This window comes from Microbacterium sp. BR1 (assembly GCF_002812725.1).
Lineage (GTDB): Bacteria > Actinomycetota > Actinomycetes > Actinomycetales > Microbacteriaceae > Microbacterium.
The window spans coordinates 688,103-701,155 of the sequence record NZ_NMUN01000004.1; the positions used below are offsets into that span (position 1 = coordinate 688,103).

The 13,053-nt window shown below is 69.0% G+C and carries 15 protein-coding genes; 6 read left to right on the forward strand and 9 right to left on the reverse strand.

Annotated features, from left to right (window positions below; all coding sequences use genetic code 11):
- Position 1: 1 nt before the first annotated feature.
- Positions 2-1,546, reverse strand: coding sequence for a 3-isopropylmalate dehydratase large subunit (leuC, locus tag CGU35_RS07465; protein WP_232711181.1), 1,545 nt, complete (start codon positions 1,544-1,546; stop codon positions 2-4).
- Positions 1,547-2,032: 486 nt separating this feature from the next.
- Between leuC and CGU35_RS07470 the strand changes: the two genes are divergently transcribed.
- Positions 2,033-2,548 (forward strand): hypothetical protein, encoded by a 516-nt coding sequence (locus tag CGU35_RS07470; RefSeq protein WP_100810890.1) that lies wholly within the window; start codon positions 2,033-2,035, stop codon positions 2,546-2,548.
- Positions 2,549-2,637: 89 nt separating this feature from the next.
- Here CGU35_RS07470 and CGU35_RS07475 read toward each other — a convergent pair whose 3' ends face one another.
- On the reverse strand, positions 2,638-3,771 hold the full coding sequence (locus tag CGU35_RS07475; RefSeq protein WP_181003372.1) for a TerC family protein: 1,134 nt from the start codon (positions 3,769-3,771) through the stop codon (positions 2,638-2,640).
- Between the two features lie 277 nt (positions 3,772-4,048).
- Here CGU35_RS07475 and CGU35_RS07480 point away from each other — a divergent pair, with 277 nt between their 5' ends.
- From CGU35_RS07480 to CGU35_RS07495, 4 genes are read left to right on the forward strand one after another with little or no spacing between them, the layout of a single operon-like run.
- Positions 4,049-4,606, forward strand: a complete 558-nt coding sequence (locus CGU35_RS07480) for an RNA polymerase sigma factor (RefSeq protein ID WP_100810891.1) — start codon at positions 4,049-4,051, stop codon at positions 4,604-4,606.
- Positions 4,603-5,775, forward strand: coding sequence for a DUF4349 domain-containing protein (locus CGU35_RS07485; RefSeq protein ID WP_100810892.1), 1,173 nt, complete (start codon positions 4,603-4,605; stop codon positions 5,773-5,775). The genes CGU35_RS07480 and CGU35_RS07485 overlap by 4 nt, the downstream gene beginning before the upstream one ends.
- Before the next feature lie 44 nt (positions 5,776-5,819).
- Positions 5,820-6,221, forward strand: coding sequence for an alpha/beta fold hydrolase (locus tag CGU35_RS07490; RefSeq protein WP_146048012.1), 402 nt, complete (start codon positions 5,820-5,822; stop codon positions 6,219-6,221).
- 53 nt (positions 6,222-6,274) lie between these two features.
- The gene (locus CGU35_RS07495) at positions 6,275-6,607 is read left to right on the forward strand and encodes an alpha/beta fold hydrolase (RefSeq protein WP_146048011.1); all 333 of its coding nucleotides are present in this window, start codon (positions 6,275-6,277) and stop codon (positions 6,605-6,607) included.
- Here the strand turns inward: CGU35_RS07495 and CGU35_RS07500 are convergent.
- From CGU35_RS07500 to CGU35_RS07530, 7 genes are all read right to left on the reverse strand, one after another.
- Positions 6,604-7,299: a DUF2510 domain-containing protein gene (locus tag CGU35_RS07500; protein ID WP_100810895.1), complete on the reverse strand. Its 696-nt coding sequence runs from the start codon at positions 7,297-7,299 to the stop codon at positions 6,604-6,606. The genes CGU35_RS07495 and CGU35_RS07500 overlap by 4 nt on opposite strands.
- 106 nt (positions 7,300-7,405) lie before the next feature.
- Positions 7,406-7,765, reverse strand: a complete 360-nt coding sequence (locus CGU35_RS07505) for an SHOCT domain-containing protein (RefSeq protein ID WP_198519551.1) — start codon at positions 7,763-7,765, stop codon at positions 7,406-7,408.
- A 100-nt stretch (positions 7,766-7,865) separates the two neighbouring features.
- Positions 7,866-8,294, reverse strand: a complete 429-nt coding sequence (locus CGU35_RS07510) for a DUF6325 family protein (RefSeq protein WP_100810897.1) — start codon at positions 8,292-8,294, stop codon at positions 7,866-7,868.
- A 92-nt stretch (positions 8,295-8,386) separates the two neighbouring features.
- Positions 8,387-9,676 carry an MFS transporter gene (locus tag CGU35_RS07515; protein ID WP_232711182.1) on the reverse strand — a complete coding sequence of 430 codons (1,290 nt, stop codon included), beginning with the start codon at positions 9,674-9,676 and terminating at the stop codon, positions 8,387-8,389.
- Between the two features lie 34 nt (positions 9,677-9,710).
- On the reverse strand, positions 9,711-10,274 hold the full coding sequence (locus CGU35_RS07520; RefSeq protein WP_100810899.1) for an NYN domain-containing protein: 564 nt from the start codon (positions 10,272-10,274) through the stop codon (positions 9,711-9,713).
- Positions 10,275-10,474: 200 nt separating this feature from the next.
- Entirely contained in the window at positions 10,475-11,371 is an 897-nt protein-coding gene (locus tag CGU35_RS07525; protein ID WP_100810900.1) for an SDR family oxidoreductase, read from the reverse strand.
- A gap of 212 nt (positions 11,372-11,583) precedes the next feature.
- Positions 11,584-12,570: an NAD-dependent epimerase/dehydratase family protein gene (locus CGU35_RS07530; RefSeq protein ID WP_100810901.1), complete on the reverse strand. Its 987-nt coding sequence runs from the start codon at positions 12,568-12,570 to the stop codon at positions 11,584-11,586.
- 22 nt (positions 12,571-12,592) lie between these two features.
- Between CGU35_RS07530 and CGU35_RS07535 the strand changes: the two genes are divergently transcribed.
- Positions 12,593-13,027, forward strand: coding sequence for a DUF3054 domain-containing protein (locus CGU35_RS07535; RefSeq protein ID WP_100810902.1), 435 nt, complete (start codon positions 12,593-12,595; stop codon positions 13,025-13,027).
- The last annotated feature ends 26 nt before the right edge of the window (positions 13,028-13,053 follow it).

Consider the following 13,053-nt stretch of genomic DNA (forward strand, 5'->3'; position numbering starts at 1 on the left):
GTCAGGCCTCTCCCGCCTCGACGCGCGCATAGATCGGTGTGTCCTCGACGGCGATGACGTCGTCTTCCAGATCGCTCGGGCTCGACAGCGTGCCGCGGATGGCCGTTGCCGCTGCCACGAGGGGCGAGACCAGGTGGGTGCGCCCACCCTTCCCCTGACGTCCCTCGAAGTTGCGGTTGCTCGTCGAGGCGCACCGCTCGCCCGGGGCGAGCTGATCCGGGTTCATGCCCAGGCACATCGAGCAGCCGGCGAAGCGCCATTCGGCACCGAAGTCGGTGATGATCTTGTCGAGACCCTCGGCCTCGGCCTCGAGCCGCACGCGCGCCGAGCCCGGCACGACCATGACCCGCACCCCGTCGGCCTTCTTGCGACCCTCGATGATGGATGCGAAGGCGCGCAGATCCTCTATGCGGCTGTTCGTGCACGACCCCATGAAGACGGCGTCCACCGGGACATCCTTCATCGGCGTTCCCGCCTTCAAGTCCATGTACTCCAGCGCTCGCTCGGCGGCGGCACGCTCGTTGGGGTCGGCGATGTCGGCGGGCGTGGGCACGACGTCGCTCAGCGACACGCCCTGGCCCGGGTTCGTGCCCCATGTGACGAAGGGCTCGAGCTCGTTCGCGTCGAGGAAGACCTCGGCGTCGTACACGGCGCCCTCGTCGCTCGGCAGCGTTCGCCAGTACTCGACCGCCGCATCCCAGTCCGCGCCCTGCGGCGCGTGCGGCTTGTCCTTGACGTACGCGAACGTCGTCTCGTCGGGGGCGACCATGCCGGCGCGCGCACCCGCCTCGATGGACATGTTGCACATCGTCATGCGGCCCTCCATCGAGAGGGCGCGGATGGCGCTGCCGCGGTATTCGAGCACGTAGCCCTGGCCGCCGTTCGCACCGATCTTCGCGATGATCGCGAGGATGATGTCCTTGGCCGTGACGCCGGGCTTGAGTTCGCCCTCGACCGTGATCGCCATGGTCTTGAAGGGCTTCAACGGCAGCGTCTGGGTCGCCATGACGTGCTCGACCTCGCTCGTTCCGATCCCGAATGCCATCGCGCCGAAAGCGCCGTGGGTGCTCGTGTGCGAATCGCCGCACACCACGGTGATGCCCGGCATCGTCAGGCCCAGCTGCGGGCCGACGACGTGCACGATGCCCTGTTCTTTGTCGCCCAGCGAGTGCAGGCGCACGCCGAACTCCTCGGCGTTGCGGCGCAGGGTCTCGATCTGCGTGCGGCTGGTCAGGTCGGCGATCGGCTTGTCGATGTCGAGCGTCGGGGTGTTGTGGTCCTCGGTCGCGATCGTCAGATCGAGGCGTCGCAGCGGGCGCCCCTCGGCGCGCAGGCCGTCGAATGCCTGGGGGCTCGTGACCTCGTGCAGCAGGTGCAGATCGATGTAGATGAGATCGGGTTCACCGTCGTTGCCCTTGACGACGAGGTGGTCGTCCCAGACCTTCTCGGCCAGGGTGCGCGGCGCATCCGGAATTCGGGCGGCGATCTGGGCGGCCGACGGCTCTAATGAGCTGGACGCGGTGAACGTGGATTCAGGGTTTGTCATGACAGTCGTTCTCTCCTGTGAGGGTGATCAAGCCCGCGACAGACTCCGCGACGAGTGAGGCCTGGAACTAGGACTCGTCGCGGCCGCTAAGGAGAAGGCGAGCGATCAGCATTCGGCCAGGCTACCACCGCGGCGCGCTCCCCCGGCGTCGCGCGCGGCCCCGGGCTTCTCCTGACCTCTTCCCCCGAACGGTCGCGACTCCCCGTGCGAATCCGCTGGCGTGCGGCGAGTCGCGACCGTTCGCAGAAGACCGGACGAGGGGTGCGGGTTCCTCCCCACCTCGCCTACGCCGCGCTGATGTCGGGCTCGCACGTTTTTTCACACCTCAGCGCTGCCCGACTCCACGCCATCCCGCTGCCGACGAGACTCGAGACCGACGAACGGGTGCACGTCACGCTGGTGCGGGGACGTGCACCACGGGGGCCCGGAGTAGTGGGCCACACGACAGGCCGAACTCCGTCCACCCGCCTACTCGGACGTCTCCGCGTGACGAATCCAGCCCGCACCTGGGCGGATCTGGCCGCACCGCTCACCGTCGACGAACTCGTCATCGCGGGAGATCGACTCCTCGGGCGGCCGGGGGCGCTCGCGACACCCACCGAGATGTACGACGCGGTCGCCGATGCCTCGGGCCAGCGCGGCAGGAGAAATCTCGCTCAGGCACTCACTCTCGTGCGCGCCGGTTCGAGCTCACCCCGCGAAACGCGCGCTCGGCTGACGCTCGTGCGCGCGGGGCTTCCGGAACCTGAACTGAACGCTCCGATACCCGTGCGCGGGCGCACCCTTCACGGTGACCTGGCCTACCGTCCGTGGCGCGTGCTTCTGGAGTACGAGGGCGATCAGCACCGCACAGACCCGTGGCAATGGGCGCATGATCTCGAGCGCTACAACGATCTGGCTGAGGCCGGATGGCTCGTCATCCGAGCGTCCAAGAAGCTGAGCGACATCGGCCTCGCCACCCGCACAAGGCGTGCACTGATCTCACGCGGATGGGAGCCATGACGAACGGTCGCGACTCGCCGCCTGAGGTGTATCGCTTGCGGCGAGTCGCGACCGTTCGGGGACTGGTCGGGGTCAGCGGGCCGACCGGGTCAGCGGGCGTCGGGTGCGGGGGGCTGCTCGACCGTGGGCGGCGTGCCCTTCTCGTCCGCAACGACCGCGGCCGCCGCGGTGGGCGTGCCGGCGGGCCCGTCCGCGACAGCAGGAGTCCCCGCATCCGTCGTCCCCGCGCCGCCCGCTGCGACGACGCGACGGTCGCGCGCCGAGGCGATGAGGCTCGCGACGGTCGCGACGACCATGGACGCGACGATCACGCCGAGCGACGTCCAGGTCGAGATCTCGGGGGCCCACTCGATGTGCTCACCGCCGTTGATGAACGGCAGTTCGTTCACGTGCATCGCGTGCAGCACGAGCTTCACGCCGATGAACGCCAGGATGAACGCGATTCCGTAATGCAGGTACCGCAGGCGATCCAGCAGGTCGCCGAGCAGGAAGTACAGCTGCCGCAGTCCCATCAGGGCGAAGATGTTGGCCGTGAAGACGATGAACGGGCTTGTCGTGATGCCGAAGATCGCCGGGATCGAGTCGATCGCGAAGAGCAGATCGGTCACACCGATCGCCGCGAACACGATGATCATCGGCGTCCAGATCTTCTTGCCGTTCACGACCGTGCGGATCTTCTTGCCGTCGTACTCGTCGCTGATGTCGATGGTGCGACGGAGCATCCGCACGATGAAGTTCTCGCGCTTGACCTCTTCGTCGTGGTCGCCCGGGAACGCCTGACGGATCGCCGTCCAGACCAGGAAGGCGCCGAAGACGTAGAAGATCGGGCTGAAGTTCTCGATCACCGCGGCGCCGACGAGGATGAACGCGCCACGCAGCACGAGCGCGATGATGATGCCCACCATCAGGACCTCTTGCTGGTACCGACGAGGCACCGCGAACTGGCTCATGATCAGCACGAAGACGAAGAGGTTGTCGATCGACAGGCTGTACTCGGTCAGCCAGCCGGCCACGAACTGGCCCGCGTATTCGCCGCCCGCGAAGACCCACATCAGCCCCGCGAAGATCAGCGCGAGCGTGACGTAGAAGACGACCCACAGGGTCGATTCACGTGTGGAGGGGATGTGGGGGCGCTTGAGGATCAGCAGCAGGTCGGCGGCCAAGATCAGCGTCAGCGCGACGAGCGAGCCGATCTCGAACCACAGGGGCAGTTCCAGGTCCATGGAGGGCCTTTCAAGAAAAAGGGAGGGTCATTCGAAGACGAAAGTCTCTCCCTCGCCCCCATCGTGCCGGGCGGCGCACACCCGGGGCCGCGTCGTCGGGGCCCGTGATGACGGATGCGCGCTGTCGGGATACTCCCTCTCGCGTCGGCAAGCCTAGCCCCCGTTGAATCTCTTTGAGACGATCCGCGAGATGTCGACACCTGCAGGGTGAGAGACAATGAGCGGCAGCCGCGCCACGCCGACGAGCAGGGAGCGAGGAGCGGCACACCGAGACGACATGGCCGGGATGGTGGACGTGAGCGACAGGATGCTGGTGGCACAGGCCGCCGCGGGCAGTGAGCACGCTTTCCGTGCCCTCTACGCGACGTATGTGAAGCCCGTGTACTGGATCGCGCACCGCCTGCTGCAGGATGCCTCGGACGCCGAGGACGTCACGCAAGAGACGTTCGTGGTGGCCTGGCGGAAGCTGCCGGCGCTCGAACTGGCGAGCGATTCGCTGCTGCCCTGGCTCAGCACGATCTGTCGCTTCCAGGCGGCGAATCGGATGCGTGCCCGTCGGCGCGATCGTGAGCACGCGGGTGCCGTGGCCGACGAGACGCTGCCGGACACGATCGACGTCGAGCAGCAGATCATCGACGCCGAGGTGGCCGAGCGGATCCTGCGCGAGGTCGAGGGGCTCTCGCCGCTCGACCGCGAGATCTTCGTGCTGTGCGCCTCGGGCGGGTACGCCTACCAAGCCGCCGCGGATGAGCTGGGCGTGCCGCACGGCGTGGTCCGCAATCGTCTCTCGCGAATCCGCACGCGCATGCGGACGGCGATCGGAGAGACCACATGAACACGACGCAGGATGCCTCGGACCGAGACGCACTTCCCGAGGTGACGGACGAAACCATCGCGCGGATCGAATCGGCGATCTTCGCCGAGATCGGTGCGGACAGACGTCGGCGCAGCGCTCGTCGGGGTCGGGTGTGGGCCGGAGTCGGCGCGGCGGCCGGTGTGGTCGTCATCGCGGCGCTGGTCGGGTCCTCGATCACGGGCGGACTCCCGGGCTTCTCGGGGGCGTCGAACGAGGCCGGGCAGCCGCTCATCGGACAGGTCCAGGAGGGCGATATGTCCGTCGTTCCCGAGTCCGCGGAGGACGTGACGCTCGACGGGGATGCCCTCAAGGGCGCCGTCGACGGCAACGCGACATCCGGCGGCATGATCGCGCGCGGCGGCGCGGACAGCGCCGCCGACGCATCCGACGCCCGCGAACTGATCGCGTCCGGCTCGCTCAGCCTGCGCGTGGACGACATCGACGCGGCGGCGGCCACGGTCGCCGATGTTGCCGCAGCCCGCGGCGGCTACGTCGAGAGCCTGAACGTCGGGTCGAACGGCCGGGTCATGGATGCCGACGGCACGACGATCCCCGCGTCGCCGAACGGGGCATGGGTTCAGGTCCGGATCCCGGCTGATCAACTGACCGAGACGATGGACGAGCTCGGGGCGCTGGGCGAGGTGACCGCGTCGAGTATTTCGCGGCAGGACGTGACCGATCAGGCCGTGGATCTGCGCGCGCGAATCACATCTGCGGAGGCATCCGTCGCCCGTTTGACCGAGCTGATGTCGCAGAGCGCGACGGTCGCCGACCTGATCGCCGCCGAATCGGCGTTGGCCGAGCGCCAGGCGACGCTGGAGTCGTATCAGCAGCAGCTCGAGATGCTCGAGAGTCAGGTCGCGATGTCGAGCCTGAGCGTCGAGCTGATGCTTGACCGAGAGACCGTCACGGCAGACCCGGCGGGGTTCGGCGACGGGCTGGTCGCGGGTTGGAACGGCCTGATCGCGACGCTGAACGGCATCGTGATCGGACTCGGATTCCTGCTGCCGTGGATCGCCGTGGTCGCAGTGGCGGGGGTCCTCGTGTGGGGGATTCGTCGCGGCATCAAGGGTCGCAGGGCGCGGCGGGCCGAGCAGCGCGTTCGCGAGGCTGCCGCGGCCTCGACCGAGCGGTCCGAGGACGGCTGAGCCGCGACGAGCAGACGACGCTGGGCCGCGGCTAGGCTCGCGGGGTGCCGAGGAATCATGCCCTGCCGGACGGTGAAGACGTGCCCGAGCCGCGCGACCGCACGGTCCGCCTCGGAGACCAGGTGATCGTCTACGAGGCGACGGGCACGCTCGGCGGCCCGGACTTCGTCCTCGTGCACGGCATCGGCATGGGTCACACCGTCTTCCGCGGCCTCGCGAGAGAACTCGGCACCGTCGGGCGCGTGTTCGCCCTCGACCTGCCCGGGTTCGGCGAGTCCCCCGAGCCATCGACCCCGCGCTCGATGGCGGAGTCGGGCGACCTGATCGTCGCGTTCGTGGAACAGCTCGGCATCGACGAGCCCGTGCTCGTCGGGCATTCGATGGGTACGCAGGTCGTCGCGGGGCAGTGGCGAGGCATCCGGCCGTCTCCGACCGCATCGTCTTGATCGCTCCAACGGTGAACGCCGCCGAACGAACCGCTCGGATCCAGGCGTGGCGGATGCTTCAGGATCTGATCGACGAGAACCCCCGCGTGATCTGGCTCGGTGCCGTCAACTACATCAAGACCGGGCCGCGCTGGTTCTTGCGCAAACTGCGCGTGATGCTCGACCACCGGCTCGAGCAGACGCTGCCCGAGGTGCGCGCGGATGCGCTCGTGCTACGCGGCGCCGACGACCGGGTGTGCCCGCACGACTGGGTGGCCGAGGTCACCCGGCTGCTTCCCCGCGCGCACATGCGCGAGATTCCCGGCCGCGGTCACGAGGCGATGATCACGAAGCCGGATCCGGTGGCTCGGATGATCCTCGCCCACGCCCGGGGCGAGTTCGACTAGGAGACCTGCAGGTTGCCAGTCTGCTCGAAGATGATGTCGAACATCTCGCCCATGATCATGCCGGCGTAGACGACTCCGACGATCACGCTCAGCGCCGAGACGGCGATCCAGACCCACACCGGCGCCAAGCCCTTGCCCGTCTGCCGACGCAGGATCACGCCGCGGCCGATCACGTAGACACCGTTCGTGACGACGAGGGCGAGGAAAGCCCAGGCCCAGTGGAACGGCTTCTGGATGCCGCGGCGCTTCAGCTCACGCCAGTCGAGCCAGGCGAACAGGACGCCGATCCCGGCCACGACGAAGCCCGCGATGCTCAGGCCCACCGATGTGAGCGTCATGCCGACGGACGGCAGCATCGGGTTGGCTGTGTCGAGCGAGGACATGTCGAGGCTCGACTCGAGGTATCCCCGCCAGTCGATGAGGAAGATCGTCGGCAGCATCACCAACGGCAGCAGCACCACGAGCCAGATCCACACCGTGTTGGTCTGGATGTCGGGCCGCAGCGGTGTGCTGGGCGCGGCGGGTGCCTGGGGGTACTGCGCCGCGTCCGTCTGGGCCGGCTGCACCGATCCGGATGCCGCGGGCACCGCGTGTTCGGTCCAGCCCAGGCCATCCCACCAACGCTGCCACGAGGAGTCCCTCGGATCGGGGTACCAACCTGCGGGGACGTTCGTGGGGGTGCTGTCCGACATCGTCGCCTCTCGTCGTTCGTATCGAGTTCGTTCGTATCGAGTTCGTTCGCTCCCGCGCGCGCACGGTCGCCGCGCCCGCGCGGGAACCAGCGAGTCTACCGAGAGCTCAGGCGAGGAGCTTGGCCTTCGCGGCCTGGAACTCGGCGTCGCTCAGGACTCCCGCGTCCTTCAGAGCGGCGAGCTTCTGCAGCTCACCCACCAGGTCGATCGTCGGCGCGGTTGCCGGGGCAACTGCCGGCGGCGCGGCGGCCGGAGCTGCCGGAGCCTGCGCGGCGACCTGGGCCGCGGCCGCCTGAGCTGCGGTGTCGATCTGCGCCTGCTGCTGCGCGGCCCGGTACTGGTCCTGCTCGTACTGGTCCTGCGCGCGACGCTGCTGGCGCCCCGACATCGCACCGCTCACGGCCGACGCGGTACCCGCGACGACGGCCGTGCGGGCGGCGAGTCCGAGCAGTCCGGGGCGTCCCATTCTTCTCATCACAAGCATCCGTTCCTACTGTCGATCGACACGACTGGTCGATCTGCTCATTCGTGATCGGCGCGGTCGAGTGAACGCGCCGGGGTCGCCGTCAGTCCTCGTCGATCGATTCGATGAGGGCGTTGACGACCGGCGCGGGGATGCGCTCGACGCTCAGCAGCTGGCCGCCCGAAGCGGCGAGCTTTTCGGAGAGCCGACGCGCCCACGCGAGTTCGAGCGCGACCAGAACCGCGGATGTTCCGGGTTCGACGAGCTCCGAGAGCTCGGCGATGTCCTCGTCCCCGACGATGCCGACCGCGGCGAGTTCGACTCCCCCGAATCCGTAGTCGTCGGTCTCTTCCTCGATCTCGACGACCGTGAGGTTGCCGTCGTCATCGCGCGACATCAGCACGAGGTCGAGAAGGCGCACGAGTCCCGCATCCAGCACCTCGGCCAACGCGTCCACGACGCCCGGCGCGGGACGTTCATCCTCGAGACCGACGAGGTACAACTCGACGGGACCGTATGCGAACGCAACCATGGCAGCGCCTTCCAGATAGGGGTGTTGTGCTCATCCTGACACCCCGTCGACCCCCGCCGCCACCCGACATCCGGGCACGCATCGACCGACGTTCACCGGGCCGCATCCGTCGTGCCGCCCGCGCGAAGAGAGAGCAGCGCGCTCGATGCCGCGACCGCACACATGATGAGGACGCCGACCACGAGTCCAGCCCACCCGAGAGCCGCGAAGACGAGCCCCAGACACCAGCCGAACAGGCTCGAACCGCCGTAGTAGCCGAGGTAGTAGAGCGATGACGTCTGTGCGCGGGTGATCGGATCCGCCCGCGCGGGCGCCCATCCCGAGGCGATGGCGTGCGCGGCGAAGAACCCGGCCGTCATGATGACCAACCCGACGAGCACGGCGGGCGCCCAGGGCACGAGCATCAGGGCCGTGCCCGCCGCCATCACGCCGATCCCCGCCAGCAGAACCGGCAGCCGACCGTGTCTGGTCGCGAGGGCCCCCGCCCACGGCGACGAAACGGTGCCGGCCAGATAGGCCAGGAACAGCAGCGTCACGACGGTGTGGGACAGGGAGAAAGGCGGCGCCGACAGCTGGAACCCCAGGTAGTTGTAGACCGCGACGAACGCGCCCATGAGCAGGAAGCCCTGCGCGTAGAGGGCGAGTTGCCCCGGTGCCCGGAAGGCTGCCCAGAGGCGGACGAGGATGCCGGGGGCTCCCGCCGAGGCGACACCGGGAGGCTCACTCGCCGGGCCACGGGACTGCGTGCCACCGAGTGCTCGCGCGCCGGGTTTTCGGGATCGTCCGGGCGCGAAGCCGCGCGCCCGCGGGACGAGCCAGACGAACAGCACGGCCGCGACGGCGCAGAGCGCGGCGGTCGCCCACACGCCCGTTCGCCAGTCCACGACATCCCCGATGGGCCCGGCGACGATCCGGCCGGAGAGCCCACCAACCGTCGTCCCCGCGATATAGCTGCCCGCCGCCGCAGCCGCGTGGCGCACGTCCACCTCTTCACTGAGGTAGGCGAGCGCGATAGCGGGGACCGCCCCGAGCGCGATGCCTTCCAGCAGGCGCACGAGGAGCAGCACCGTGATGTCCGGGCTGAACGGCGCCGCGACGCCGAGAGCGGTCGCCGCGCTGATGCCGATCACCATCGCGGGCACCCGGCAGATCCGGTCGGCGACCATCGACCACGGAATGACCGCCGCCGCCAGTCCGAGCGTCGCGGCCGAGACCGTCAGCGCAGCGGTCGCCGCCGAGACATCCGCTTCCGCCGCTATCTGAGGCAGCACCGCCTGCGGTGCGTAGAGCTGAGCGAACGTCGCGACGCCGGCGAAGAACAGTCCCGCCAGAAGGCGCCGGTACTCCCGAGTGCCGGGCAGATGCCCGGTGAACACGCTCACCGGATTCGCGTGAGACACCGTTGCCGCGTACCCGTCAGCGCAGGAAGTCGCTCGGGTCGAACTCGTCGATCGGAATGACCCGGATGCGCGGGAGCGGCGCATCGAACACGTGCGCGTCGTACTCGAGGTCGAATTTCTCCAGGCCCGTGAGCGTGCCGAAGCCGGCGTTGCGGAACTCCGAGAACGCGGCGACCCCGACGCGGCGGTCGGCGGCGAGCAGCGATCCGAGATCCTGCAGGAAGTCCCCGTCGTGGCTGACGAGCATGACGTCTTCGGGACGCGCGAGCAGCGCACGCAGGGTGCGCTGGATGGCGATGTCGACGACCTTCTCGTCGGGCGATCCCGACAGCGGCACGACGATATAGTCCATGGCCTTCAGCGCCTGGACGAACGGCATCGGGATACCCATCGAAGCGTTCAAGAAGAACACGCCCCGCGCGGACTGGGCCCACTGGCGTTCCGCGAAGTCGAGCAGGCGATCCCAGCGGGGACGTTCGTCGGGTTGCGGGCGACGTCCGAGGATGGAGCCGCCGAGGGTCGCGTCGATGTTCTCGCCATCGACGAGCACCCAGGTCGTGCGGGCATCGTTGTCGTTCACGGTGGCTCCTCGGTCGGCTCCGGATCGGACGCGGGCGCCCGCTCCCGATCCTAGGCGTGCGGATGCCGCTCCCCCCGTTCACGCCTCCGCGGCGCGCGATCCCGTCGTCGTCCCACGCCGCACAGCGCCGTGAAAGGACGCGACATGCCGTCCATCACGAGGGGCAGACGGCATGTCGCGTCCGTTCGATCCGACGGTCGCTACGGGGTCGGCATGCCGCCGTTGACGTTGAGCGTCTCGCCGATGACGTAGCTCGACTCCGCGGATGCCAGGAAGACGTACGCCGGTGCGAGCTCGGCGGGCTGCCCCATGCGTCCGAGCGGCGTCTGCTCACCGAAGGACGGGAGCTTCTCTTGCCGCTGTCCGCCGCTCGGCTGCAGCGGGGTCCAGATCGGGCCCGGCGCGACCGCGTTCACGCGGATCCCCTTCGGGGCGAGCTGCTGCGAGAGCCCCTTCGTGAAGTTGTTGATCGTCGCCTTGGTCGACGCGTAATCGACGAGCGTCTCCGACGGGCTGTACGCCTGGATCGACGTCGTGTTGATGATCGTCGCACCGGGCTTCAGATGCGGCAGGGCCGCCTTGGTGATCCAGAACATCGCGTAGACGTTCGTCTTGAAGGTGTCGTCGAACTGCTCGTCGGTGATGTCGGTGAGATCGTCGACGGCGACCTGCTTACCGCCGTTGTTGACCAGGATGTCGAGGCCACCGAGTTTCTCCACCGCCTTCGCCACCAGGTCGCGGCAGTACGCCGGGTCGCGCAGGTCACCCGGCAGCTGCAGGACCGTCGCACCCGCGTCGGCGAGGATTCCGGCGATGCGATCGGCGTCCTCCTTCTCTTCGGGCAGATACGACATCGCGACGTCGGCGCCCTCCCGGGCATACGCGATCGCGGTCGCCGCCCCGATGCCGGAGTCGGCGCCGGTGATGAGCGCCCTGCGCCCCGTCAGACGGCCGGTGCCACGGTACGAGTCTTCGCCCAGGTCGGCCTTGTCGGTCAGATCCGCGTCGAGGCCGGGCTCAGCCATCCGCTGCTTCTCGGGCTCGATGTCGGCATACAGTGCGGCGGGATCCGTGAGGGTGTATTGATCTCGTGACATGCGTTGTGCGTCCTCTCGATACGTCTCGATACGGTGCGCGGACCGCGAGCTCCTGCCGGTCGTTTCACGGTGCGAAGACTCCCGGCGCGAATCCGTCTGTCGTCCGACGCGAGCAACGGTACGGATGACATGGCGCATCCGAACCGGGGTTGCGCAATCCCGTCCGCGTCGCTACGGAGCCCGGCTCATTGCGCCGCGCGAAGACCCGCGCGTTAGGCCGCCCGGGAGACGAGGGCACGCTCGCGCCAGATCGGCGCCGTCCGCGCGAGCACCTTGCCCCAGGGGGTCGGGGTGACGCCCAGGATCTCGATCGTGTCCGACGCATCGACGGCGAAGGGCGCGTCGAACTGGTAGAGGATGCCGCACAGCTCCCGAATCGTGGGCACCACCAGCCCCGCCGCCTGCAGCGCGCCGCGCGGGATGCGACGCAGCCGTGGTTCGCCCGCGCCAGCGATCTGTGCGAGCTGACTCAGCACCGCGCGTGTCGAGATCGCCTCGCTCGAGGGCACGATCCAGGGCGAGCCCCACGCGCGAGGGTCCGTGCCGAGGGTGATGAGGGTCGCCGCGATGTCGGTCACGGCCGTCCACGCGTGCGGCTGATCCGGGTCGGCGAAGACCCAGGCGACCCGGTCCGCCAGTGTCGCGTTGGCGTACAGGGCGAGGATCGAGCTGCGGGCCGGCGCGGTGGGTCCGATGTAGTCGGATGCCCGTGCCTCGGTGGCGCGGACTCGCCCCGCGTTGTGGGAGGCGAGCGCGTCCTCCCACATACGGGCCCGCAGGGCGCCTTTCGGATCGCTCGGTCGCAGCGGCAGATCGCGGGTCATCGGCTCCGAAACGGGACCGTAGCCGTAGAGGTTGCCGAGTGTCACGAGCACCGCTCCCGACGACTCGGCGGCCTGGAGGATGCACGCCGCGAGAGGCGGCCACACGCGCTTCCACTGCGGATACGCGCCCGGGTTCGCGCAGTTGTAGATGACGGTGGCACGTTTGGCGATGGCCGCCAGGGTGCCGGCATCGGATGCATCGGCGCTCACCCGCTGAATCAGCGGGTGCTCGGGTCCGGAGCCCGACCGCGTCACGAGACGCACCCGGTGTCCCGCGCGAGCAAGCCGGTGCGCGACCGTAGTACCGACCGGGCCGGCTCCGACGACGATGTGCAGCTCCGCGGGCACATGCCCATCCTGGCATGTGAGAGACATGGCGCGATAGTGGATCGGTGCGATGCTTGATCGTCGCCTGTTCGCGGCACGGAGAGGAGTTCTCGTGGTTCGCGCCGTCGTCGCCGCCTTTCTCGCGGATGTCGTCCTGGTGATCGTGTTCGCCGCGATCGGGCGGGCGAGCCACGACGAGGGCGTCCTCGGCCCAGGCGGAACCGGGTTGGTCGAGACATCCTGGCCCTTCCTCGTCGCGCTCGTCCTCGGGTGGCTGGTGACCCTCGCGTGGCGACGCCCGTTCGCGCCGCTGCGCACGGGACTCGGGGTGTGGGTCGTCACGGTCGCGGGTGGGATGCTGCTGCGCGCCGTCAGCGGTCAGGGCACGGCCCTCGCGTTCATCGTCGTCGCGTCGGCGACGCTGCTCCTCCTGTTGGTCGGGTGGCGGGTCGTCGTTGCTCTCGTGGCGCGAGCGCGGGCGCGGGCGAGCCGCACCGAGGGCTGAAACGCAGACACACGAACCGTGGCGAC